Source organism: Tenacibaculum sp. FZY0031, from assembly GCF_036350695.1.
Taxonomy (GTDB): domain Bacteria; phylum Bacteroidota; class Bacteroidia; order Flavobacteriales; family Flavobacteriaceae; genus Polaribacter.
Genome location: NZ_JAZDVY010000011.1, coordinates 91713 through 117248 on the forward strand (window position 1 = coordinate 91713; position 25536 = coordinate 117248).

At 31.4% G+C, this 25536-nt stretch carries 26 protein-coding genes; 18 read left to right on the plus strand and 8 right to left on the minus strand.

Annotated elements, in window-relative coordinates; genetic code table 11:
• Position 1: 1 nt before the first annotated feature.
• From V1T75_RS15110 to V1T75_RS15140, 7 genes are all read left to right on the plus strand, one after another.
• The gene (locus tag V1T75_RS15110; protein ID WP_330489332.1) at positions 2 to 964 is read left to right on the plus strand and encodes a hypothetical protein; all 963 of its coding nucleotides are present in this window, start codon (positions 2 to 4) and stop codon (positions 962 to 964) included.
• 15 nt (positions 965 to 979) lie between these two features.
• Positions 980 to 3058 carry a hypothetical protein gene (locus V1T75_RS15115; RefSeq protein WP_330489333.1) on the plus strand — a complete coding sequence of 693 codons (2079 nt, stop codon included), beginning with the start codon at positions 980 to 982 and terminating at the stop codon, positions 3056 to 3058.
• 122 nt (positions 3059 to 3180) lie between these two features.
• Positions 3181 to 4206 (plus strand): hypothetical protein, encoded by a 1026-nt coding sequence (locus V1T75_RS15120; protein ID WP_330489334.1) that lies wholly within the window; start codon positions 3181 to 3183, stop codon positions 4204 to 4206.
• Positions 4207 to 4218: 12 nt separating this feature from the next.
• Positions 4219 to 5235: a hypothetical protein gene (locus V1T75_RS15125; RefSeq protein WP_330489335.1), complete on the plus strand. Its 1017-nt coding sequence runs from the start codon at positions 4219 to 4221 to the stop codon at positions 5233 to 5235.
• A 10-nt stretch (positions 5236 to 5245) separates the two neighbouring features.
• On the plus strand, positions 5246 to 6262 hold the full coding sequence (locus tag V1T75_RS15130) for a hypothetical protein (RefSeq protein WP_330489336.1): 1017 nt from the start codon (positions 5246 to 5248) through the stop codon (positions 6260 to 6262).
• A gap of 246 nt (positions 6263 to 6508) precedes the next feature.
• Positions 6509 to 7891: a sensor histidine kinase gene (locus V1T75_RS15135; protein ID WP_330489337.1), complete on the plus strand. Its 1383-nt coding sequence runs from the start codon at positions 6509 to 6511 to the stop codon at positions 7889 to 7891.
• Positions 7888 to 8535, plus strand: a complete 648-nt coding sequence (locus V1T75_RS15140) for a response regulator (protein WP_299001590.1) — start codon at positions 7888 to 7890, stop codon at positions 8533 to 8535. The genes V1T75_RS15135 and V1T75_RS15140 overlap by 4 nt, the downstream gene beginning before the upstream one ends.
• 348 nt (positions 8536 to 8883) lie before the next feature.
• Here the strand turns inward: V1T75_RS15140 and V1T75_RS15145 are convergent, their stop codons facing one another.
• The 6 genes from V1T75_RS15145 to V1T75_RS15170 all read right to left on the minus strand — a co-directional run bounded on the left by V1T75_RS15145 (position 8884) and on the right by V1T75_RS15170 (position 15067).
• Positions 8884 to 10314 (minus strand): PAS domain S-box protein, encoded by a 1431-nt coding sequence (locus V1T75_RS15145; protein WP_330489338.1) that lies wholly within the window; start codon positions 10312 to 10314, stop codon positions 8884 to 8886.
• Positions 10315 to 11159: 845 nt separating this feature from the next.
• The gene (locus V1T75_RS15150; RefSeq protein ID WP_330489339.1) at positions 11160 to 12533 is read right to left on the minus strand and encodes an MBL fold metallo-hydrolase; all 1374 of its coding nucleotides are present in this window, start codon (positions 12531 to 12533) and stop codon (positions 11160 to 11162) included.
• 12 nt (positions 12534 to 12545) lie between these two features.
• Positions 12546 to 13394, minus strand: coding sequence for a restriction endonuclease (locus V1T75_RS15155; RefSeq protein WP_330489340.1), 849 nt, complete (start codon positions 13392 to 13394; stop codon positions 12546 to 12548).
• Complete coding sequence (locus tag V1T75_RS15160) at positions 13384 to 13794, minus strand: hypothetical protein (RefSeq protein WP_330489341.1); 411 nt, start codon at positions 13792 to 13794, stop codon at positions 13384 to 13386. Before V1T75_RS15160 ends, V1T75_RS15155 begins: the two co-directional genes overlap by 11 nt.
• Positions 13795 to 13806: 12 nt before the next feature.
• Complete coding sequence (locus V1T75_RS15165; RefSeq protein WP_330489342.1) at positions 13807 to 14664, minus strand: universal stress protein; 858 nt, start codon at positions 14662 to 14664, stop codon at positions 13807 to 13809.
• 16 nt (positions 14665 to 14680) lie between these two features.
• A complete protein-coding gene (locus V1T75_RS15170; protein ID WP_330489343.1) occupies positions 14681 to 15067 on the minus strand; it encodes a hypothetical protein in 387 nt (128 codons plus the stop codon).
• A 192-nt stretch (positions 15068 to 15259) separates the two neighbouring features.
• On the opposite strand from V1T75_RS15170, the gene V1T75_RS15175 reads away from it, so the two are divergent.
• Both V1T75_RS15175 and V1T75_RS15180 read left to right on the plus strand, forming a co-directional pair.
• On the plus strand, positions 15260 to 15721 hold the full coding sequence (locus V1T75_RS15175) for a hypothetical protein (RefSeq protein WP_330489344.1): 462 nt from the start codon (positions 15260 to 15262) through the stop codon (positions 15719 to 15721).
• 6 nt (positions 15722 to 15727) lie between these two features.
• On the plus strand, positions 15728 to 16051 hold the full coding sequence (locus V1T75_RS15180) for a hypothetical protein (protein WP_330489345.1): 324 nt from the start codon (positions 15728 to 15730) through the stop codon (positions 16049 to 16051).
• 26 nt (positions 16052 to 16077) lie between these two features.
• Here the strand turns inward: V1T75_RS15180 and V1T75_RS15185 are convergent, their stop codons facing one another.
• Together V1T75_RS15185 and V1T75_RS15190 are read right to left on the minus strand one after the other, a co-directional pair.
• The gene (locus V1T75_RS15185) at positions 16078 to 17631 is read right to left on the minus strand and encodes a patatin-like phospholipase family protein (RefSeq protein WP_330489346.1); all 1554 of its coding nucleotides are present in this window, start codon (positions 17629 to 17631) and stop codon (positions 16078 to 16080) included.
• 20 nt (positions 17632 to 17651) lie between these two features.
• Entirely contained in the window at positions 17652 to 18242 is a 591-nt protein-coding gene (locus tag V1T75_RS15190) for a riboflavin synthase (protein ID WP_330489347.1), read from the minus strand.
• 63 nt (positions 18243 to 18305) lie between these two features.
• Between V1T75_RS15190 and pdxA the strand changes: the two genes are divergently transcribed.
• The 9 genes from pdxA (at position 18306) to V1T75_RS15235 (ending at position 25519) form a co-directional block, all read left to right on the plus strand.
• Positions 18306 to 19340, plus strand: coding sequence for a 4-hydroxythreonine-4-phosphate dehydrogenase PdxA (gene pdxA / locus V1T75_RS15195; protein WP_330489348.1), 1035 nt, complete (start codon positions 18306 to 18308; stop codon positions 19338 to 19340).
• 74 nt (positions 19341 to 19414) lie between these two features.
• Positions 19415 to 19951 (plus strand): YceD family protein, encoded by a 537-nt coding sequence (locus V1T75_RS15200; RefSeq protein ID WP_330489349.1) that lies wholly within the window; start codon positions 19415 to 19417, stop codon positions 19949 to 19951.
• Positions 19952 to 19959: 8 nt separating this feature from the next.
• Complete coding sequence (gene rpmF, locus V1T75_RS15205; RefSeq protein ID WP_047789948.1) at positions 19960 to 20154, plus strand: 50S ribosomal protein L32; 195 nt, start codon at positions 19960 to 19962, stop codon at positions 20152 to 20154.
• A 150-nt stretch (positions 20155 to 20304) separates the two neighbouring features.
• Positions 20305 to 21300, plus strand: coding sequence for a beta-ketoacyl-ACP synthase III (locus tag V1T75_RS15210; protein WP_330489350.1), 996 nt, complete (start codon positions 20305 to 20307; stop codon positions 21298 to 21300).
• Positions 21301 to 21323: 23 nt separating this feature from the next.
• Positions 21324 to 21806, plus strand: coding sequence for an acetyl-CoA carboxylase biotin carboxyl carrier protein (gene accB / locus V1T75_RS15215; protein WP_330489351.1), 483 nt, complete (start codon positions 21324 to 21326; stop codon positions 21804 to 21806).
• 87 nt (positions 21807 to 21893) lie between these two features.
• A complete protein-coding gene (accC, locus tag V1T75_RS15220) occupies positions 21894 to 23234 on the plus strand; it encodes an acetyl-CoA carboxylase biotin carboxylase subunit (RefSeq protein ID WP_330489352.1) in 1341 nt (446 codons plus the stop codon).
• Positions 23235 to 23305: 71 nt separating this feature from the next.
• Complete coding sequence (locus tag V1T75_RS15225; protein ID WP_330489353.1) at positions 23306 to 24544, plus strand: 3-deoxy-D-manno-octulosonic acid transferase; 1239 nt, start codon at positions 23306 to 23308, stop codon at positions 24542 to 24544.
• A complete protein-coding gene (locus tag V1T75_RS15230; protein ID WP_330489354.1) occupies positions 24544 to 25104 on the plus strand; it encodes a YeeE/YedE family protein in 561 nt (186 codons plus the stop codon). Before V1T75_RS15225 ends, V1T75_RS15230 begins: the two co-directional genes overlap by 1 nt.
• Position 25105: 1 nt before the next feature.
• Positions 25106 to 25519 (plus strand): DUF6691 family protein, encoded by a 414-nt coding sequence (locus V1T75_RS15235; RefSeq protein WP_330489355.1) that lies wholly within the window; start codon positions 25106 to 25108, stop codon positions 25517 to 25519.
• Positions 25520 to 25536 lie beyond the last annotated feature (17 nt).

The following is a 25536-nucleotide window of genomic DNA, read 5'->3' on the forward strand; positions in this document are numbered from 1 at the left end:
GATGAAAAAAATAATCGTTTTACTGTTTGTTATCAATGTTTTTAAAACGTATAGTCAAAAAACAAATGACTATCTAATACCACCACAAACTCATTGGAAATCATTCGGTTTTAAAAAACAGGTAAAACAAGTAAATATAGCCTACTACAAAGTAGATAGCATATCATACAAACCAACAATGATAGAAGTGTATTCTTTTAACAAAGAAGGCTTTATTATACAAAAGTATTTTAAAATATTTGGTAAATACGCTAGCGAAACAGCTACTAATTATGAATATAATAATGGCTTGTTAGACAGTATAAACACGTATGCTTCATCAGTAAATTTTAATAACAAACAAAAATTACATTATAACACCAATCAAAAACTCACAAAAATTGTAGCGAATGGCAAGTTTTCAAATTTTACGGATACGTATACGTATAAAAATGGTTTGGTAAATTCAATAGAAAGATCATACTCCAACGGGGGGAGAATGACAACTTATTTTAACCATAATAAAAATTACAGTCGTATCAAAGAAACTAGTGTAAATGGTAAAATTACTGAAAGTTATACTGTTTACGATGGAACTGAAAAATTTGCATCATTCTATTTGGGCAGAGAACCGATAGTTACTTTTTACAAGGCTTATCATCATAATGATTTAGATATCGAAGTAAATGAAAACGCATTAAACTATGCCTTAAAAATGCGAAAATTAAAAGAACAAGAACCTAATTCATTTATCAAACTTATGGGTGAACTACAAGGTAAACCCACCACAAGAACCATTTTTACTATTCCTGCAGAAAGTAGAAACGAAACGGGCGATTGGATAAAGCGTTTGCAAATAGACAAACAATATAATATGCATATAAGACGATTGGTATTTAAAAAACTAATCTATGCAGATGGATCCGAAAGTGGTAGTACCAATTTTGATATGTTTTTTGAAAAAAAAGTAGCTCGTTTAAAATAAAACACCCATAAAAAAATGAAAAAATATTACACACTCATTATCATATTTTTATTAAAGACACTTGTAGCTGAAGCACAAACTATAAATTGGGTAAACGCTCCTGTTAATCCATTACCCAAAGGTGCTAGTTTAGATAAAACACAACTAAAGGGTGATGTATTTCAAGACAGTTTTACTTTTTACGATAATAAGGGTAATTGGTTAGATATAGAACATAGAATACATATAAAATTTGACAATTATAACAGACCCATATCAGCAACATATACCAATGGAAAAACACTCAATTTCAAATATGATGCTAACGGAAATCTTATTTACGACGAAGGAAAAATTTATGAATACGATGCACAAAACAGAATTAAAAAAGCAATTTACAGCTACAAAACAGAAGAATATAGTTATATAAAACAAGGTGATTTGGTTATAGTAACTATTACATCTAAAGAAACAGATAAACTACCAACTACTAAAACTGAATATTACAGAAACGGGTTGCTAACAGCAAGAAAAGCAAACCAAAATAACAGTAAAACATTTTTTAAATATCAATACGATTCTAAAGGTAACTGGATACAAAGAACAGAAACCAATGCTGCAGGTAATGTGTTACACCAATATAACAGAAGCATTATTTATCATAGTGAATATAAAGATTTTGAAAAAAATGCACAAATTAAAAAAACTACGGGCGACTTAAACTTAAAAGGCGGTTTGGCCATACCTCATTTATATATCAATGGTAAATTAGACAATACGTCGCTATGGGACAAATTTAACAACGATTATATATTCTTTAATCCATTAACGAACACTTATTACATTGCGAGAAACGCCCTTGACACATCAATAACTTTAAATACTACAATTCCTTTTGAATTTTTACTACAGTCAGAAAATAGTATTATTAGTGATGGTAAATCAGCAATGTGTATAGAGCGAGGCATCCCATCAATTTTTTCTTACAGAAAGTGGAAATACCAATCAGAATATAAAAATATTATTGCTAGAGATACTAAAAGTAAAGATGTTTATTTTGCAGAAAGCGCACTGCAAAATACTAGTAAAGAAACCAAGGCATACCCTGCAATTTCTATGACCTCTAGAGGGAATTCAATTTGGTATATCCCATCAGAAGACAAAGAACACGTAAGCTTTTTTATAGCAGGTAAACGGTTTAAGGATTATAAAATTGAAGGATATGTTGAAGGGACAAAAGACTACGTGTTTTCAATCAATAATGTTCCAACTTATGTATTAAGCAACTTTGCTAATTCAAAACCAGGCGTATTTAACAAAGGACGTTATTTTAATTTTTCTACCGATAAAATTTCAGGCAAAACTAATACTACACAACCTCAAAATAATAAAACAGACAATGCTTGCATAAAAGGTAACTGTACCAATGGTTATGGCACTTATGTTTTTAATAGCGGTAGCAAAGTGTTTGGCTTTTTCAAAAGTGGTAAACTACACGGTTATGCACAATTTTTCTTTGCCAATGGTAATCGTTATGACGGTGATTTTTATAATGGGTATCGTAATGGTTTTGGAATTTATTATTGGAATAAACTCAACGAGCAGTATTATGGGCATTGGAAAGATGGCAAACAACACGGTTATGGGTATTACGTTAAAAACAACAAAACTTTTCAGGCGGGTATTTACACACAAGGTAAATTAACCACCAATCTTTTTACTGATTATTTACAGAAAAAATCAACCGGTAAAAATTGCTTAGGAAACTGCCAAAATGGGTATGGTGCCTTTAAATACAACCAAGGAGATGTATATGTTGGCTTCTTTAAAAACGGACAACCATATAAGGCAGGCGCTTACAGGTGGGCTAACAAAAACTTTTATGTAGGCGACTGGGATAGTAATGGTAAAATTAATTATTCAGGAATGTTTAAAACACCAACCTATGTGTATTCTGGAGCATTTGCCCACAATGGATATATTACGGGTTTAGGTGTTAAAACAGATGTTAAAACCTTCACTCAAACCTATGGTGAGTTTAAAAACGGTCAACTAATTGTAAATTATGCAAACGGCTACAATCCTGCAAATAGTAAAACAATGCCTCAGAAATAATTGAGAATGTACAACAAAGTTTGGCAAAAAAACAACTATCAATAAAGTAAATAAAGACCACGCAGTTAAAGATTTATATAAGATAAACATCTAAAAAAAATATAAATAAACTAAAAAACAATATGCTCCTAAAAATTAAATTTATTACAGTCATTTTTTTAGTATTAAATTGTAATGCTATTGCACAATCTTTACCAAAGATTACAGCTAAAGATTACGGATTTACACAATCGGTTAAAAAAGTTGAGATGGTAACGTATACGTTACATTCTGAAAAAGCAATACAAACCGAAAAAGTTAGCTACAATTTCAACACTGATGGTACCATAAAAAGCTACGAAAGAAAAAGCAATACGAGTAGCGATTGGTTAAAATTAAGCAGTAACTATAAAAAAGGTCTTTTACGTAAAAGAATAACTAAACATCGTAATTCTAATTTAAACAGAAAACATCAATATGTTTATGATACACAGCATAATTTAATAGAAGAGCGCATCTATTTAAAAAAAGGGGAAAAAAATCATATAAAATATGAGTATCAAAACAATAAGCTACAAAGCATTATAGCTAATATAAATGATACTAATTCTATAACTACATTTTATTATACCCAAAAAGGTAATTTGTATAAAAAAGTACATCATCAAAAACATAAAGCTAAAGAAGATGTAATTTCTAACCACTTCTATTTAGAAGATAAAGAAATTTTATCCTACACAGAACCTAGCACTAATTACAAGGCATATATATATACAGAAATAGTAGATATTGCTTTTAAAATTATTGAAGAGAATAATGCTACAAGCAGAATAAATAAAGGTATTCAACGATTTAATAAAGAGGCACCAAAAGATAATATCCCTTTTAACTTAGAGCAATATAGCAATCAAACTTGGCAATTTTACGAAAAGCATTTAGACAAGGTAGAACCTTACCAAATAACCATCTATTCCTACAAGAAAGACACCTTGGGTAACAAGGTAAAATATGCCACAGCCAATGTAAATATCAAGCAAGAAAACATAGCAACTATTCAGTTTTTTAGAACAACATTACAAAATGGCAATATCGTTGGCGACACAAAGTATAATGAAAACACGTATTTAGAATTGGTAGAACATCTTAAATATATCAAAATTCCTAAATAAACATTTTTAACTATGACAGAAAATAATTATGAAATAAAACCGCTTTCCTCTAAAGATAAGAAAAAAATTAGTCAGCAGTATGTTTTCTTGGTTATTTTCTTAATTTTTGTAGGTGGTATATTCTTTTTCATTTTTAAAAATGTATTAAAGCCCGCAAAATTTAGTACAATTCCTATAATCGTTTTTGCTATTTTTTTATTGTTCTTCTTAAGTATTATAGTATACACTTTTTGGAGTACCTACATTGATTTAAAAAAAGGAATTAAACATTGCTATACTGGAATTATTACCGATAAACGAATAGATAAACACACCTCTTCTTCAAAAAATTTTACCTCAAGAGCGGGTAATAGTTCAAATAGTACTACCACTAAAACTTCATATTATATAAGTGTTGACATTCAAGAACACAGTATTCCTTACACGGTATATTCAAAAGCTATTATAGGAGACAAAATATATTTAGAAGTAAGTCCAAAAAACAAAGAGGTTTTAACATTTACTATATTAGAGAACCATCAGCAATCGATTGAAGTTAATAACACCCTTAATTTCATTCCAAATAAAAGTAAAACTATGCCAATGAGTCAAAAAGAAGTGGATGTAGTTAAAAAGATATTTTGGAAAAAAATGAGAAAAAGATTAATTTTTGTAATAGCATTTGCATTACTGTTATTATTGTTATGGCAAGGTATTTTTATTTTTATAATTCCTGTACTTGTTGCTTTTGTATATACTTCATTTAAACTACTTATAGAAATAAATAACTATGCAACGTTTTTTAGAAATGGAAAACTCAAACAAATAACAACAGTTCAGGTTAATGACAAACTTAAAATCACTTCCAATAGAAACGCAACCAAGTTCCGTTTAGTTACTAATAATGGAAACATTGATGTGTCAGAAAACATATACAACAAAGTAAAATCAAACGATATTATTGATTTGCACAAAGCATCGTTCATTACTATTCTTATTGCAGTAAATTTTAACTCACACAATATATACTTGTTTAATGAAACTATATAAATCTTCTGTTATGAAAAAAATAGGTTCACAGCTTCTTTTAGGTATCATTTTTATGTTTTTTATAAACAAGGCATATAGTAACGCTGCGCAACCTGGTATTTGGAATGCTGGTGGAACCGTATTTACAATGCTATATCCCGAAGACTCTCTCTCTTTTAAAAAAGTGCAAATGCAACAAGAAAACATATACATTCAGTTATATAAAGGTTTTGCAGTGGTAAAAGGAGTATATTGGTTTCGTAATACAACAAATGATTCTTTACGATTCAAAATGGGGTATCCTACCAATGGCATCTATGCTGGTGGAGACAACTATCTTAACCACGTTACTTTAGATTCATTAAGCCAATTTAAAATAAGAGTCAAAAACAATTTGCTACCGTTACTTAAAGAAGCACATCCAGAACTCAATAACAATTACAAAAAAACAATACCATTTAGTGATAATTGGAAAGTTTGGAACATGGAATTCACCCCAAACGAGCTACAAAAAGTAGAAGTGTATTTCATTGTAAACACCAACAATGCAAGAGTAAAGAAAGGTTATGAAAGCGAAAGTAAAAATGCATTTATTTATCTGTTAGAAAGCGGAAGTGTATGGAAAAACCCCATAAAACATGGTGATTTTTACATTGAATTAATGGACGAATTAAACGATTCTGACATAAAAGGACTTTCCTCAGGATTTGATTTTAAGTATAATGATAAACATAAGTTATTTAAAGGCTCAAAAGTAAATTTTTCACCTACCCCTAAAGATAATCTTGTTGTTACATACTATAAAGATGATGATAAATTTTCTTTTGAAAATATAATTCAGCAATCAGATTATTTATTTACAAATATTGATAAATTATCAAGTTTATCATTAGAAGGTTTTACGTATTCCAATACTAAAATTAGAGAACCGTACCATGTTAAGACTACTTTTTGGGGAGTTTTTCCTGCTTTAGTAATTTTCTTACCCATTGTCATAATTTTAGTTATTGTCTTTATAATTATAATTTGGTTCATAAAAAAAGAATAAAAAAGAGCAACAAATGATCCATTCTGCTTTACTTAACTTTTTTATTTTACCGCTATATACTGTGTTTCCTCATTTTACTAAAAACAGCACAAATGTTATTAAGCCTTATTTTAATTATAATTGTTTTGTAAATTTTAAAACAAAAAAGTTTATAATTTCATTTTTTCCTAGACCTATTGCCTTTTTATTAAATTTAGCTCTTAAACATAGGGTGGTTTTTAAAACCTTATGCAATATTTTTTATTTATGAATTCAATAATACTTTTTGTCAACCTCTTTATTATATTCATATTAACATTAATAGTAGCTACCACGTTAATAACTAAAAGAGAAAGTATAAAAGCAAGGCTGTCGTTCAGTTTTTTCTTTTTAAATATAATTTTAGTTTGTGTTTCTAATTTAATCACCTTCTTTGGAAGTTATAAATTGGTTTTTGTACCTTTTTTAATATTAGGATTCGTTTTTCTTTTCGGACCTATGTTATTACAGTATGTCTATTTTAATTTAGAAATAAAATTACCCAAATATTGGTCGTTAAATTATTGGGTTCTTTCGTTACTCTGTTTGAGTGGGGTTTATTATTTGTTTTTGCCAGATGAATTGAAAAAAAAATATTTTGCAGAAATATTACAAGGAACCCATCTACCCCTTATAATAATAACGAACTTAAGTTTATTACACAGTGTTATTTATTTTATTTATTTACGAGTATTTATAAATCGTTTTACCGTAAATACTAAAGAAAATCATTTACAAATTAAAAAAGAGTGGGTTTCTCAATTTGTAAATTATATGATTTTATGCAATGTAATTTTAATTATTTACTTCATTATTGTTTCAGTCTTTTATGTAGAGTACATTGTCATTGGTGATTTAGTTGTGATGCCCATTATCGTATTTACTATTTATTGCTTTATAGTAATTAAACATTCTCAGATGCATAAAGAAGCTGAGTTAAAATATGTGTTAGTGCAAATTGAAAATCAGAATAAATTACTGGAACAACGCTTGGAAATTTCTCGCGATCTACACGACAACATAGGCTCAAAACTCACTTTTATTGTTGTTACCATTAATACTATTAAATACTACATTACTGACGAAGACGAAAAGTTAACCGATAAACTAAATACTATAAAAGATTTTGCAAAAGTAACTACGCAAGAACTACGAGATACCGTTTGGGCAATGAATAAATCAGATATTTCTATTAAAGATTTACACTCTCGAATTGCAAATTTTATCGAAAAAGCGAAACAATCACAAAATAAAACTAATATAACTGTTAATGTAGATGAAAATTTCCCTGAAGATGTAACCTTTACATCCTTACAAGGACTGAATGCATTTCGCATTATTCAAGAGGCTACCAATAATGCTCTTAAATATGCAAAAGCTTCACAAATAACCATCCATATTTATAAAAAAGAAGATAATATATGTTTCTCTGTAAAAGATAACGGCAAAGGCTTTATAGAAAAAAACGTAGAATTAGGCAATGGATTATTGAATATGAGAAAACGATCCATAGAATTAAAAAGTCAACTCAACATACAAACTGAACTAGAAAAAGGGGTTGAAGTTTCATTTTGTTTTATAATTCCAAAAACAACAATACATAAGGTATGAAAACTAGAGTAGCCATTGTAGATGATAATAATTTTTTAATAAAAAGCACCAAAGAAAGCCTCTCTTTTTTTGAAGATATAAGCATCGTATTTACAGCCAACAACGGATTAGAATGCTTACAAAAACTTAGCGAAAATAAAAATACTGACCTGATATTAATGGATATTGATATGCCCAAACAAAATGGCATAGAAGCCACTGCCTTAATAAAACGAAAATATCCGCAAGTAAAAATAATTATGCTTACTGTTTTTGATAATGACGAACAAATTTTTAATGCAATACAAGCAGGAGCAGATGGTTATTTATTAAAAGACGACGAACCAAAAACTCTTTATAATGCTATCACAAAAACCCTTACTGGTGGCGCTGTTATGACTCCATCTATAGCTCTTAAAGCACTAAATCTTTTACGCACTCCTTTATCTCTACAAAAAAATGAAGAAGAAAATGTAAAACTAACAAGTAGAGAAATTGAAGTCTTAGAACAATTAGCAACAGGGTTACCATATACCTCAATAGCTGAAAATTTGTTTATCTCACCATCAACAGTTAGAAGGCATATTGAAAATATATATAAGAAGCTACAAGTACACTCAAAGATTGAAGCGATTACCTTAGCAAAGAAGAAACGCTTAATATAAAACTTTAATCTATAGCAATATTTATAGGCATAAGATTCATTACAAACTAATGTTTATCTTAATTTCACAATCCTTAATTTATATAAGAAAAATAGATGTTTTACATAAATTGCAACAATTACATACTTACATAATATTTTAAAACGCCTGCAACATTTTAAAGATTATATGAAGTAAAATGAAAGTAAATAAAAACCGAGATAAAATTAATCTTCTGAAAAACAAACACTTCCCTTGCAAACATCAATAAAACTAACATTATTAGAAACCTCCTTTGCTTATCGCCCCCCCAAACCACTCCCAAAAAACTAAAGGAAAATAGTTTTTGCAGGTAACTCAACGATGATATTATTCCTCCTTTTTTGATTGATTACTTTTAAATCCAATTCTTCTTCTTGATTCTTGATCTTTCTTTTTCAATTCAGCCTCTAACCTTTTATACCTACTAATATCTTTAATCGTTACAACTACAGCAGCAATATAATTTTCATTATCTATTATAGGTCTTCCACTCAACAAAACTCTTCTAATCTCATTTGTTTGCTTGTTCATTAACAGTACATCAATATCGTTGGTAATTTTACCTCCTAAAGCCAATTCAGCAGGTAGATTTTGTGCTGGGAAAACCTTTCCTTCATGCGGATTCAACACTTTAAAATGATCTGAAAAATCAATAGATATTTTTGAATCATCAGCTATTCCAAAAAGTTCATTTGCAACCTCATTAGCCAATATAACTTGCTTATCAGTGTTTGCTACCAAAACCCCGTCACTAATGTTTTCTATAATCATATTTAACTTTTGCTGATTCTCATACAGTTCATTCATTCTTTTTTCATTCTCATTTTGCAGCAACAGCTCTTTGGTAATATCTCTAACTACTGCATATAATCTTCCCGTAGCTGTATCTGAAGTAGCATTCCATGACAACCATTTAATACTTTGATCCTTACATATCCATCGACTTTGAAAACTCACCAAAGTTGCTCCTTCTTCTAATTTGTTAATTGCCTCCTTTGTTTTTTCCAGATCCTCAGGAAAAATATAAGCAGCAAACGGAGTATTCAAAAGTTCTTCTTTTGTATATCCTAAAAGATTGCTTAACGAAGGATTGACTCTTAAAAATTTTTCACTGGTAGCAATTACTAAACTATCTGTAGAGATATTGAAGAAGGTATCGGCTGTCTTTTGCGACTCCATAATCATCTTTCTTTCTGTAATATCTGTAGAGATACTCCCAATAGCATAAACCCTGTTATTGATATCAAACAATGGAAATTTTACTGATAAATATGTATGCTTTCCATCAGACTGCTCAATCTCTTCTTCTATTTGAATTTCTTCTCCCAACTTCATAGCCTCTAAATCTGCTTCAAGGTACCTGTCTGCTAATTCCTTTGGTAACATATCATGGTCTGTTTTTCCTAGTAAATCTTTACCATACGTTTCAAAAATTGATTGATACTTCTTATTTGCCAACATATACTCTCCATTTATTTTTTTAACAGAGATTGCATTTGTTGTATTATCAATGATAGAATGTAATAATTTTTGACTTTTTAAAAGCTTTTCTTCCGATTTCTTTTTTGCCTTAATTTGCGCTCTTAAAATAAAGAAAACGGTTGTTAGCATTCCTAAAATAACAACGATTAGCCCCAATGAAATCCAATTCCACCAAACATCACTAGTATTAAAATTTATTTGTTTCAAATAAATAATACCTAACGCTACAACCATGCTACTATTTATAATATAGCCATATAAGTTTTTTCTTTCCATTGAAGTTTTCATTTACAGAGATATTCAACATACTAATATATTGAATTTTAAACACATAAAAAACTTCCTATACCACTTAAAAACACTACAAAACCAGCATTTTAAAATCTAAACTACTACTTTTACTTACCCCTCTTAATTTGATACTTTATGTCGGTCTTATTTTAGTAAAATACGCAAGGCTTCATTATATTTTTAGTTGAATATTCCAACATTCAAAAGCGCATTCTTTGAAAAACCCTTTTTAAATCAGTATCTTTTGCAGCCTTATGATAAAAAACTCAAAGACAAAAAGAATAAACGAATATTCAGTTTTAGCTTTTTAGTTTTTAGGAATCAATCAGATAAGTTTATCCCTCCTTCAATTTAATCATCATTTTTTAGCAAAAAGAGGCTTCTCATATCCTTTTACTTGAAAATGTGCTTATACAAGTACGCTTTCTTCATATTTATTAAAACAAACAATGAATTTCACAAAAAAAAGCCTAGTCTTAGTTGCTTTTTCCTTGGTTACAATCGTGTTTTCACAAGAAAAACCTGAGGTTAAAATTGGCGGAGCACTACGGCTCAACTACAACTTATCTTCTTTAATTAACTCTTCCGTTTTTTCTCTTGAACTACTCAGTGCTTCAACTATTTTAGTTGTTTTCTTAAACTGACTAGGAGCTATTAATTCGAAAATATATTTTCTAATTAAATCTTCAAAAAAAGCTGTTCGTCTTTTAAAAACGAGAGTTCAGATAACCATTGTTTTGACATTAAGTGCATATCTTCTGCACTCAACATATTTTAGATGTATGCTTGTTGTTTTCATTGAGCTAGCTTTTACGATTAGACATTTCGTTTTATATCATTAACTCTTTTATAGCATGTAATTTTGGAATACAAACATTCCAATTTTTCTCTTTTTGTATTTTCAATCTAAAAGCATCTAAAGCCGTTTGTTCTCCATGAATAAGAAACACTTCTTCTGGTATATTTTTTATCTCACTTAACCAATCTAACAAATCTTGCTGATCTGCATGTGCAGATAAACTTTCTATCCTTTTAACTCTTGCTTTTACAGGAAAATATCGTCCAAAAAACTTTATTTCATGACAACCTTCTTGCAACTGCCTTCCCCTAGTTCCTGCTGCTTGATAACCAAGCAACAAAATCGTTGTAGTAGGATCATTAATCATCTGTTGCAAATAAGTTAAAACCCTACCACCAGTTACCATTCCACTTCCAGCAATTATTATTTTAGATCTCGGATTATCAATAGTTTCCCATGTTTCTCTATAAGATTCAATAATATTTATATGGTTACACATTGCTTCGTATTCATTCATGGGTAGTTTATGCCATTGTGGATATCGTTTAAAAACCTCCAAAACATTATTTCCCATTGGGCTATCAACAAAAATTGGTATGTTTGGTATTGTATTTTTCTTATACAGTTTCCATAAAACATACATTAACATTTGCAAACGCTCCACAGCGAAACTAGGAATGATTAAATTTCCTTTATTTTGAATTGTTTCTTTAATGAGTTTTGATAGAATTTCTTCGATGTTTTCTTTTGGGTGCAATTTATGACCGTAGGTACTTTCTAAAAAAAGGTAATCAGCCCACTCAGGTTTTTTTGGGGGGGCTAACAAATAATCATTCACTCTTCCTACATCTCCAGAAAACACAAATATTTTTTCATTTATATCTAATTCTATGAAAGTTGCCCCTATGATATGTCCGTTATATTGAAACCTATATGAGATTTTATCTGAAAAAGAAACCCATTCTCCTTCCGCTACAGATTCAAATAAGGTTATTGTTTTTTCAGCCTCAGTAATTGTATAAAAAGGAAGTACAGGATTGTGTTTACTATAATTTTCTTTGGCTGCTTTTTGCGCTTCTTCTTCGTAAATTTTAGCACTATCGTTTAATATAATTTTTGCAATGGCCAACGTTGGGGTAGTTCCTATAATTCTCCCTCTAAACCCTTGCTTATATAAACGAGGTAAAAAACCTACATGATCTAGATGTCCGTGAGTTAGCAATACAGCATCTATTTTCTTTACATCTACAGGAAGCGCTACCCAATTTAACTCTCTAAGTTCTTTGAGTCCTTGGAACATACCACAATCAATCAAAATTTTCTTACCGTATGCTTCGAGCAAAAACTTTGAGCCTGTAACGGTACCAGCCGCTCCTAAAAAATGAACTTTAGCAAAAGTTAGCATATCTCCTTCGTTTTAAACACTACATAATTGCTGTATTTCTAATAGAATTCTACTTTTTCTCGTATCTGAAACACCTAAATGATCTAGGTAAAAGCTATCTTTTATCAATTCTCTGCACAGCACTACATCTCTATTTAACAAAAACTGCTTTTCTCTTTTAGTTAATAGTGTAGAAACTGTAATTGGATATAGCCCTAACCTATCAATTATATCTTTTAGGCTATTCTTTTTCGGATAATCCCAACTTAGTAAATACAATCCTGCACAATTACCATATTGGCTAGCATCTTCTGTAAATCGTGTATTCGTTACCACCCAGCCTTGAGTTAGCGTTGTTTGGTGCTTATTAAAGGCATTCCAATGTTTTTTCACATCTCGATAACGGGAATGGATATACAACGGAATTTTAACATTACACACAAGTCCTTGCTCACTGTGAAACTTACATTCCACAACCGTAGTTTCGTTGTTTTTATGAGCCAACACATCTATTTCGTGCTCTACGCATTCTCCTTGTAATACTTCTCCTACTTTCACTTGGTATCCAGAATATTTTAAAATGGCCGCCACAAAATGTTCAAAAGGAAAACCTGTTGGTCCTAACTCATATATTGCTTTTTTTAATTTGTACTTTGAAGCAAATACCTTCTTTTTTTTCTTGAGTAAAGCAAAAGCTCTATTGTAAATTTCTTTAGTGGTAATTCCCTGATACAACTCATCTTGAACTATTTCTATAATTTCCGACACTAAGGAATCATCAGCTCCGGTTCTTTTAAGCGAGTTTTTTAATTTAGCTAACGAGAACAGGGCTACTTCTCCAGAAGCTTTTACTATTGTTATTTTATTTGGACTATTTTCCATTATTAAAAAAATCTCTAACCAAAGCCTTCACCTGATTATCTGTCATACTGTCAACTCTTTGCACTTTTTTAACCCTCGCATTTAATTCTTTATGAGAATCCTCAAGTTCTTTCTTAAACTTCTCAAAAGTTTCAGCAGGACCAAAAATAGCTAATGAGTCAGCGCTGTTAACTTCCTCTGCAAGTTCATTGAAATACCTTTTTGTTTGATGTTTTTCTCTTTCCAAATACTTACTATCTTGAACTACATCTTGTGGCCCTCCTTTTAATCTAGTTCCAGAACCTCCATGAATACGAAACGTTTCTATGTTTGATGGTATCGTTTTTATGTTTTCTGTTCCATTTTCAATGGTTACAACAAGAGCTTTCTCTTTATCTAACCAAACTCCTATGTTTTTCATTGTTTTGTTTTTTTAGTTTCTTAAATCATGTAACACCAACACAGGCACCTTTAACTTATACCCTATTTCTTTTACTAATGGTTTAGAAAATATAGTATCAAAAAATGCGTGCTTTTTATTGATAAAAGCCACCATATCACTCTCTCTACTTTCTACAAAACATTTTATTGCTGTAGACACAGTTACGCAAGACAATGAATGAAATGAAAATTTTAACCCTTCAAAATAGTCACTCAACATCTCTTTGTGTTCTTTTTGATTTTCATCTATATCTCCATTATTAGTAATATGTAATACTCTTAAAGATGCATTACAAGCTCCAACTATATCTATTAAATACTCTAATTCTCTTTTTTTATAATGTGTTCTGTAACTCGTAGGAAAAACAATTTCTTTGGGTATTTGTTTCTTAGCCTTTTTTGGTACTACTAAAACTGGACAATTACGAATCTTCTCCATTACCTGTATTGCATTACTACCAAATACAGAACTACTATCATTAGTTAATCCTTTGGTAGCCATTACAACCATTTCTATATCTTTTTGCTCCACTATTTCCTCAGCTGCATCCAATAGTGATTTATTTTGTAGCGACATGTAGTCAAACGTATGAAAAGGATTTACCTCTTCTTTTGACGTTATTAATTTTGATATTTTATTCAGTCCTTCTAATGATTTTTTCTTTGGCTCATCATATCCTTTCTCTCCTGACTTAGGAGGCACTAAATCTTCTATTAAATTATATGTTGTTTTAAAAACATTTAACACGTAAAAGCTACATCTTTCAGTTCTAAAAAGCTCTAAAGCATATACGATTGCATCATATGATGCTTCAGAAAAATCGGTTAGTAGTAAAATCTTTTTTTTCATTTCTATTAAAATTCAGTTAAAAAGGAACTATACCATAAGCTTCATTCAGCAAAAACAATCCTAAGAAAAACAACAACACATATATGGCCTGTATAAACTTTAAATTGGTTTGCTTTAAGAGCTTAATGGTTTGTTTAGGAAAAGTAAACAGGATAATACCTTTAATTAAAGCCAGCCAACCAAATAGAGTTACTAACAATTTAATATTTGCTTCCCATATATTATGAGCCAATACATTAAGTAAACCTATTATAATCGCAAACAATGAAAGAATAATTAAAAACCGAGCATCCTGTAAATTATCTACTATTTGTTTTACCCTTTTAGGATTAAAACTCAACACAAAGAAGAAAATAATACAATACCATCCCCAGAACTTTAGTAAAAAGACTGATATACCCATAACTTATTAATTTACACCTTACCCAAAGATACAAACATAACTCATTGATTTACATGACTTTTATCATGAATTCTGATACTCTTTTTTTTATTACTCCTGAAAAACACTTCTTTTTTCTGGGTGTTTTTTCCCCTTGTTATGATGTATAAAGTATTAAATTTACTTGCTTTAATAATTAACCTAACTATCAAAATGAAAAACGACAAACCCTTCTTTATTTTAATGCTTATTGCTGCTTTTATCTCTTCTTGTAGTATACTTAAAACAGCTCCTTATGATCAATACTCTTTTCAAAAAACTATTGAAATAAAAATAGATGCTACTCAACTTATAGATAAAGCTGAAAGCTCTTACCAAGAAAACAGTAAAGAAATTGAACAACTACAAAATGAAATTACTAAAATTGTTGAATACGAAAAATACAAACCTAATAATGAAATAACCTATAAAATGTGGTTATTATTAGCTGATCAAGACAAAAACTTACTTGCTGGATTTTTGAAACGATGGAAAGAAAAGGATAAGCTTTCTCCTTTTTTTATTACAGAAGCTAAAGAACAAATAACTGAAGCTTTTAACCTGTTACTTGAGTATGAAAGCAAAAAAGAACCTGCTACCAAAAACAAATTATTAGAACTTATTTTTAAAAACTAACCCGCTATGGATTTTGATAAAATATTACAAGAATTAAAAAAATCATTACTTTCTTTATTTGATGATACGTTTAGTGAATTCTCACAAGAATCAAAAAAAGATATTGAACGATTCTTAAATGAATCAAAAGACAAGCTCGAAAGGTGGACTTCTTTATTAGCACAAGGCAAACTTACTGTAGAAGATTTTGAATGGCTTGTAAAAAGTCAGAAAGACTTATTCCAAATGAACGCTTTACAAGCTGCTGGTATTTCAAAAATAAGCTTGGGGCATTTTAAAAACAAAGTTATAAACACTATCGTAAACACAATAAAAACTTTGATTTTTTAACCAAAACCAAAAAAAACCATAAATGCTTATCCATTCATGGTTTTTATTTTTTCTTGACGCTCTTCTACCAAAAACTTAGGGTTCTCTTGAAATTCCCCCCATAGTGATAGCAGCTCTCTAAAAATAGGGATTTCAGCAACTTCATCTTTATACTGAATAATTAAATACGACAGTAAATTATAACAGGCTGTATACTCACCACATGCAATCACATTGTTTAACATATCGCTAGCTTTGTCTTTTTGCGTAAACCATAAAGTAGTACCAAACGATGCGCTTTTATTTGAATTTTTAATAATGGGCTCTCCAATCTCCCCTGTATGTTTTACAATTTCTTCCCAACCTCTCTCGTTCTCTGGTCGGGATGTTTGGTTTCCTATAGCATCCTTACACCGTAATTCATACACTGTAGAGGTAATTATTTTATTCGGAAAAGTACTGTATATAGCACTTGCATGTTGCCTCCTATCATTCTTAAGAAAAACCACACTTGCCATACGAACTAAAGATTTTGCTCTATTAAGTATGTAAAACCCTACTCTTCTTGGTGGCAAATACAATCTTTGATCTACACCTGTTTCATTTTGCATTAATTTAGATAAGGAAAAAAACAAAAAATGTATGAATACTAAAAAAGCCAATATTACCACACTTATCGTATACCAAACCATCATTTTTTGGACTCCAAAAAACACGGTAACTATTAACATAAACAATAAGGTAAAAGCACTGGACACATAAGACACGTATTTGCTAAACCAAGAATCAGAAGCAAACTTAAAGCCCTCTCCTGGATATGGTGAAGATACATCACATAAAAAATACAAGTCATGAAGTTCGGGTTTTCCGTCGCATTGATTTTGTGCTTCAGACACAAAAACAGAAGCGCCCTGATTATCTACAATACCTCCATCCATCAATCCTATTTCCTCTAAATCATTATGTTTGGGACTAAAATCGTACGGAAAACCTATAGGTTCAAATCCCCCTGGAAATGCTGTCGAAGCAGCTATTATATCTCCTAACTTTATATCATCAATAACTCCTTTATATTTGCTATGCACTTTCCCATTTCCAAACCTTTTTTGGTTTCCTTTTATGTTTTGAAACCTAAACTGATGCGTACTATCAAAATCTGTAGCATTGAAAATTACTCTTTCTAAATGTGTTTTCCCTTCACTGATTGCATTTTGAACCTGTCCTAAAGTTGCATGATTTGTTAGTTTATTGTATTCTATGGCAAAAGCGTTAATCGGGTTCTTTCGCTTATGTTTATTCTCAGGCTGGTTCCAAATTAGAGGCCATCTTAAATGACTCAAGGCATTACTTGTTAATTCATCATTAGCTAACCACGCATAATACTCGTCAAAAAAAGCTTGAAACTCTTTTTCTTCTATTTGAGACTGCGCATATTTAACCCCGGTAATTGTTCCTCCTGATACTGTAGAAATAGCTTTTACATTTTCTAACAACCCTACTTTTTCTAATAAAGATAAGGTTCCTAAAGAAAAACAAGCGGCTCTATATCCTCCTCCAGAAAAACACAAAGCAATAGACTTAAACACTTCCATCGTTTTCATGCAATTTTTATAATTTTATCTTATCCTCTTAAAGCATGTAGTCTAGCCACATATTTCCCAATCACATCAAATTCTAAATTCACTTTAGTACCTATTTTAAAGTTTTTAAAGGTTGTATGCTCGTATGTGTATGGGATGATAGCCACACTAAACTCATTTTTTTTAGAATTTACCACGGTCAAACTTACGCCATTTATTGTTATTGAACCTTTTTCAATGGTAACGTTTGAGCCATCAAAATCATACGAAAAGGTAAAAACAGTACTCCCATCGGCATCTTCAATGTTTTTACAAACTCCTGTTCCATCTACATGTCCCTGTACAATATGCCCATCTAACCGAGCCCCTAACTTCATAGCTCTTTCAAGATTTACCTCATCTCCAAGCTGTAAATTACCTGTATTTGTTTTATCGAGCGTTTCTTTAATTGCTGTAACTGTATATTCATCTTTGTCAATTGCTACAACTGTTAAACAAACCCCGTTGTGTGCTACACTTTGATCTATCTTTAACTCATTTGTTATGCTACTTTTTATCGTGAGGTGTAAATTTTCTTTTTCACGCTCAATACCTTTAACAATTCCAAGAGTTTCTATTATTCCGGTAAACATTCTATAAAAATTTAGTTACTTTTGTTAGCATCAAAAATACAACTTTACCTACGAAAGTAAACTATGGATAAAGCAAACAAAATTATTGTCGGAATTTCGGTTGGAGACATCAACGGAATTGGTATCGAAATTATTTTAAAAACATTTGAAGACAAACGAATGCTTGATTTTTGCACTCCAGTTTTATTCGCTTCCAACAAACTAATTTCATATCATAAAAAGGCTTTAAGACTTCATACCAATATTCATGGAATTACTTCTTTGGACAAACTTGTGCACGGTAAGGTTAATTTATTAAACAGCTGGAAAGAAGAGGTTAAAATAGACTTAGGTACAATCACCGAAGAAGGAGGTAAATTTGCCTTAAAATCGTTACAAGCAGCTGTTGATGCTTTAAAAAAGAACCAAACAGACCTTCTTGTTACCGCTCCTATTAACAAAGAGAATATTCAGTCTGAAGAATTTAAGTTCCCTGGTCATACAGAATACTTAGAAAAAAATTTAGACGGAAAAAGCTTAATGATTTTAATGACAGATGAGTTACGTATTGGTTTAATAACTGGCCATATACCTGTTTCTAAAGTTTCAGAAACAATTACACCCGAACTTATCAAAGCAAAAGTGGACATCATGTACAATTCTTTAAAACAAGATTTCAACATTAGTAAACCTAAAATTGCAGTATTAGGCTTGAATCCACACTGTGGTGATAATGGAATTATTGGCACTGAAGATGACGAAATTATTCGTCCTACGATTGCTGAAATTAAAGAAACTGGAAAATTAGTTTTTGGTCCGTATGCTGCCGATGGTTTCTTCGGTTCAAAAACTTACGAGCAATTTGACGGAGTTTTAGCCATGTATCACGACCAAGGTTTGGCTCCTTTTAAAGCTTTATCGTTTGGAAATGGTGTAAATTTTACCGCAGGTTTAAACAAAGTAAGAACCTCTCCTGATCATGGAACTGGATTTGATATTGCTGGTAAAAACAATGCTAATCCTACATCTTTTAAAGAAGCCTTATTTACCTCATTACAAATATTTAAGAACAGAAAAGAGTATCAAGAACTTACAAAAAACGCATTAAAAGCAAAATAGTTCATTTTTTTTACTCAAAACATAAAAGTAAAAACATTTTTTATATCTTTGCACGCTCAAATTGATAGTTGTAGATGAAAGACTTAAAACAATTCAACATACCTTTTGTAGGTTTAAAAGAAGGAAGTCATTTGTTTGAATATCAAATTGACAAAACGTTCTTTGAAGCATTTCAGTTTGACGAGTTTAACAATTCAAACATAAAAGCTGATATTACATTTGTTAAAAAAAGCACGTTATTAGAACTTGCTTTTAACATAAATGGAACAGTGAATGTTCCTTGTGATATTACTAATGAGTTATTTGATTTACCTATTAATGGTACTTTAAATTTGGTTGTTAAGTTTGGACCTGAGTTTAATGATGAACACGATGAAATTTTGATACTTCCGCATGAAGCTTATCAAGTAAATGTGTCTCAATATATATATGAGTTAATAGTGTTATCAGTACCGAGCAAAAGAGTACATCCAAATGTTATTGATGGTACTATGCAATCGGATGCTTTAAGAAAATTAGAAGAATTAAGAATAAACGAAGAAAAACCTGTTGAGGAAGAATCAACAGACCCTAGATGGGATAAATTAAAGGATTTACTAACAGATAAATAAGACATAAAATGGCACATCCAAAGAGAAAAATATCTAAAACTAGAAGAGATAAAAGAAGAACTCACTATAAAGCTTCTGTACCTCAAATAGCTGTTGATCCTACAACTGGAGAAGCTCATTTATACCACAGAGCTCACTGGCATGAAGGAAAATTGTATTACAGAGGGCAAGTAGTATTAGAAAGTGCTGCTGCTGAGGCTTAAAAACTAGTTTAAAAAATTAAAAAACCCTCTACTTTGAGGGTTTTTTTATGTTTTTACATCAAAAAATCCTCTTTTTGATGTTTTTTTCTACAAAAAAGTGAAATAATTTTCATTACTTTGAAAACTCGTTTTACTACAAAACAAACAACTATGACTAAAATAACTGCAGCTATAACAGCGGTAGGAAAATATATTCCAGAACATGCGCTAACTAATAAGGAGCTAGAAACAATGGTAGACACCAATGACGAGTGGATTACTAGCAGAACAGGAATTAAAGAAAGAAGAATTTTAAAAGGTGAAGGCCTTGGAACTTCTTTCATGGCAATAAAAGCAGCAGAAGATTTACTTCAAAAATCAAATACAAACCCTGAAGATATCGACATGGTTATTGTAGCAACAGCTACTCCAGATATGCCTGTAGCTTCAACGGCAGCTTATACAGCTTCTAAAATAGGAGCCGTGAACGCTTTTTCTTATGATTTGCAAGCAGCTTGTTCAAGTTTTTTATACGGGATGTCTACTGCTTCAAGCTATATTGAAAGCGGTAGATACAAAAAAGTTTTGTTAATTGGTGCCGATAAAATGTCATCAATTATTGATTATAGTGATAGAGCTACTTGCATCATCTTTGGTGATGGGGCTGGCGCTGTTTTATTTGAACCTAATAACGACGGTTTAGGGTTACAAGATGAATATTTAAGAAGCGACGGAATTGGTCGTGAATTCTTAAAAATTGATGCAGGTGGATCAATTTTACCAGCATCAGAAGACACCGTTAAAAACAAACAACACTTCGTTCATCAAGAAGGAAGAACTGTGTTTAAATTTGCTGTTTCGAACATGGCAGATGTTTCTGAGAAAATGTTAACCAGAAACAATTTAACAAAAGATGATATTCAGTGGTTAGTTCCACACCAGGCAAATAAAAGAATCATTGAAGCTACTGCCAATAGAGTTGGCTTAGAAGATGATAAAGTGATGATGAACATTCATAAGTACGGAAACACAACTTCTGCTACTTTACCTTTGTTACTTGCAGACTATGAAAAAGAGTTGAAAAAAGGAGATAATTTAATTTTTGCCGCATTTGGTGGAGGCTTCACATGGGGAGCTATCTACTTAAAATGGGCCTATAACTCATAACTAAACAACTAAAATTTAGGAAAATGGACATTAAAGAAATTCAAAGTCTTATAAAGTTTGTAGCTAAGTCAGGTGCAAGTGAAGTAAAGCTAGAAATGGAAGATATCAAAATCACCATTAAAACTGGAAGTGACACTCCTGAAACTACTATCATACAAGCTCCTGCTCCAGCAGCGGCTCCACAAATGATAGCTCCTGCCCCAGTTGCACAACCAGCTTCTCCAGCCGCAGCCCCAGTAGCAGCTGAAGCTACAGACGACTCAAAATACGTAACTATAAAATCACCTATCATTGGTACTTTCTACAGAAAACCTTCTCCAGACAAGCCAAACTTTGCTGAAGTAGGAACAGAAGTAAAAGTTGGAGATACTGTTTGTATCATTGAAGCAATGAAGTTATTTAACGAAATTGAATCAGAAGTATCTGGTAAAATTGTTAAAGTATTAGTGGATGATTCTTCTCCTGTAGAATTTGATCAACCATTATTTTTAGTAGACCCATCATAATTTTTGGTTTAGAAGTTTTAAGTTTAGAAGTTTAGCTACGCTAAACTCTTAAACAACTAAACCTAATAAACTCATAAACTAAAAGACATGTTTAAAAAGATATTAATTGCCAATAGAGGCGAAATCGCGCTACGTGTAATTAGAACCTGTAAAGAGATGGGGATTAAAACAGTAGCTGTTTATTCAAAAGCAGATGCTGAAAGTTTACACGTACGTTTTGCTGATGAAGCAGTGTGTATTGGACCTGCACCAAGTAGCGAATCTTATTTAAAAATGGATCGTATCATAGCAGCTGCAGAGATTACAAACGCTGATGGAATTCACCCAGGATATGGGTTCTTAGCTGAAAACGCTAAATTCTCAAGATTATGTGAAGAGCACGAAATTAAGTTTATCGGAGCTTCTCCTGAGATGATTGATAGAATGGGAGACAAAGCAAATGCTAAAGCTACCATGAAAGCTGCTGGAGTACCCTGTGTACCAGGTAGCGACGGTGTAATTACCACTTTTGAAGAATGTGAAAAAGTTGCCGTAGAAACAGGATATCCTGTAATGTTAAAAGCATCTGCCGGTGGTGGAGGTAAAGGTATGCGTGCTGTTTGGAAAGCAGAGGATTTAAAAGATGCTTGGGATTCTGCAAGACAAGAATCGAAAGCTGCTTTTGGAAACGACGATATGTATATGGAGAAGTTAATCGAAGAACCTCGCCATATTGAAATCCAAGTAGTAGGTGATGCTTATGGTAAAGCTTGTCACTTATCTGAAAGAGATTGTTCAGTTCAACGTCGTCACCAAAAATTAACTGAGGAAACTCCTTCTCCATTCATGACAGAAGAATTACGTGATGCTATGGGAGCTGCTGCTGTTAAAGCTGCTGAATTCATTAAGTATGAAGGTGCTGGTACAGTTGAATTCTTAGTAGACAAACACCGTAACTTCTACTTTATGGAGATGAATACACGTATTCAAGTAGAACACCCAATTACTGAAGAGGTTGTAGACTACGATTTAATCCGTGAGCAAATTTTAGTTGCAGCTGGTGTGCCAATTTCAGGTAAAAACTACAAGCCACAATTACACTCAATTGAATGTAGAATTAATGCAGAAGATCCTTATAACGGATTTAGACCTGCTCCAGGAAAAATAACCTCTTATCATGCGCCAGGGGGGCATGGTGTTCGTATCGATACTCACGTATATGCTGGGTATATGATTCCACCAAACTACGACTCAATGATTTCTAAGTTAATTGTTACTGCACAAACTCGTGAAGAAGCGATTAACAAAATGAAACGCGCATTAGATGAGTATGTTATTGAAGGTGTAAAAACAACTATTCCTTTCCACAGACAATTAATGGATCATCCAGATTATGTAGCGGGTAATTACACTACTAAGTTTATGGAAGATTTTGAAATGGAATCATAACATATTTCAACATAGAATAAAAAAATCAGTGAGTAACTTCACTGATTTTTTTTATTTCATAAATTCGCATAATGAATTTTTTATACAATTTACTTCTTACCATAGTATCTATCTTACTTCCAATTGTAGCTTTATTCAACAAAAAAATAAGGCTGTTTTATAAAGGGAGAAAAGAAACTTTTTCTAAACTCAACAATATTTCCAAAACCGATAACGTAATTTGGTTTCACGCTGCTTCTTTAGGGGAATTTGAACAAGGCAGACCTATTATTGAAGAATTAAAACAGCACTATTCAGATTATAAAATTGTAGTTACATTTTTCTCTCCTTCAGGTTATGAAGTAAGAAAAAATTATCCATTAGCTGATGTCGTTTGTTATTTACCTTTAGATACAAAATCGAACGTTAAAAAATTTATCAAACTGGTGCATCCTGACATCGCTATTATGATTAAGTATGAGTTTTGGCCTAACCTCCTTTCTGAATTAAAAAAGCATGATGTTCCAACAATTTTAATTTCGGGTATTTTTAGAAAAAAACAATCCTTTTTTAAATGGTATGGAGGTTTTATGCGTAAAAGACTAACTGCTTTTAAGCACTTTTTTGTACAAAACAAAACGTCTAAAGACCTATTAAATTCTATTAATTTTAACAACGTAACCATTGCTGGTGACACGCGATTTGACCGCGTATACGCTATTTTACAACAAGACAACTCTTTAAGTTTTATTTCAGAATTTAAAAACAATCAATATACTGTTGTTGCAGGAAGCACTTGGAAAGAAGACGAAGAACTTATTGTAGATTATATAAATAAGCATGCTTCCGATGATGAAAAATTTATCATTGCCCCACATAATATCAACCAAAAACAGGTTAAAGAACTACAGAACTTAATCAATAAGAAAACGATTCTTTATTCAGAAAAAGAAGGAAAACTACTATCCCATTATCAAGTTTTTATCATTGATACTATTGGCTTACTTACCAAAATATATTCATACGCAGATGTTGCCTATGTAGGCGGTGGTTTAGCGACAGGTTTGCACAATATTTTAGAACCTGCTACATATGGCATTCCCGTTATTTTTGGGGCTAATAAATACAGTAAATTTAAGGAAGCTGTTGACTTACTTAAATTAGGCGGTGCAAAAATCGTTGTAAATACTAACGAATTTTCTAGTAATTTTGCTTTATTAAAATCAGGCAAAAAACTTAGAGAGCAAATGGGAAGTGTTACCCACAATTATATTTCAAAAAATATAGGGGCAACAAAAACCATTATCACTTATTTAAAAAACGTATTATAATGGATTTTATATTACAACCTTGGCCTTGGTATGTATCTGGGCCTCTTATTGCAATGGTGCTTTTCTTGTTTTTTTACTTCGGAAAAAACTTTGGAGTATCAACCAACTTAGAAACCATGTGTACCATGGCAGGTGCTGGTAAAATATCAGACTATTTTAAAAAAGACTGGAAAGAGCGTGACTGGGCCATTATCTTTTTAGCTGGTTTGGTAATTGGAGGATATATAGCTATTAACTATTTATCTGCAACACCTGGAGTAGATGTAAATCCAACAACTGTTAGTGAATTAACAGATTTGGGGTTTGCTGACGCAGGAAAAACGTATGTGCCAAACGAAATTTTCAGTGTAGAAAATATGTTGACCTTGAAAGGTTTTTCAATTTTATTAATTGCAGGAGTTTTAATTGGTTTTGGAACTCGTTATGCTGACGGTTGTACTTCTGGGCATGCTATTACAGGATTAAGCAGTTTTCAATTACCCTCTTTAATTGCTGTAATTGGTTTTTTTATTGGTGGTTTAATTATGATTTGGGTACTATTCCCTTTAATATTTGGTTAAGATGAAGAAGTTAAAATTTTTAGTTATTGGAATAGTTTTCGGAATTATTTTATCTAAATCTGAAGCGGTTTCTTGGTATCGAATTTATGAAATGTTCAAATTCCAATCATTTCATATGTATGGCATTATTGGTTCTGCCGTAGCCCTCTCTGCAGTATTTATGTACTTCTTTAAAACTGGAAAAATTAAAGATTACTTAGGAAACCAAATTAATATTAAAGAAAAGAAAAAAGGCTTTATTAGAACTTTAGTTGGCGGTACCATCTTCGGATTAGGCTGGGCATTAGCAGGCGCATGCCCTGCCCCTATTTTTGTTTTAATTGGACAAGGAGTACTGCCAATGCTTATTGTACTTTTTGGTGCACTTATAGGAGCTTTTATGTATGGGTTATTGAGTAAGAAGTTACCTAATTAAGTCCTTTTTAAGCACGT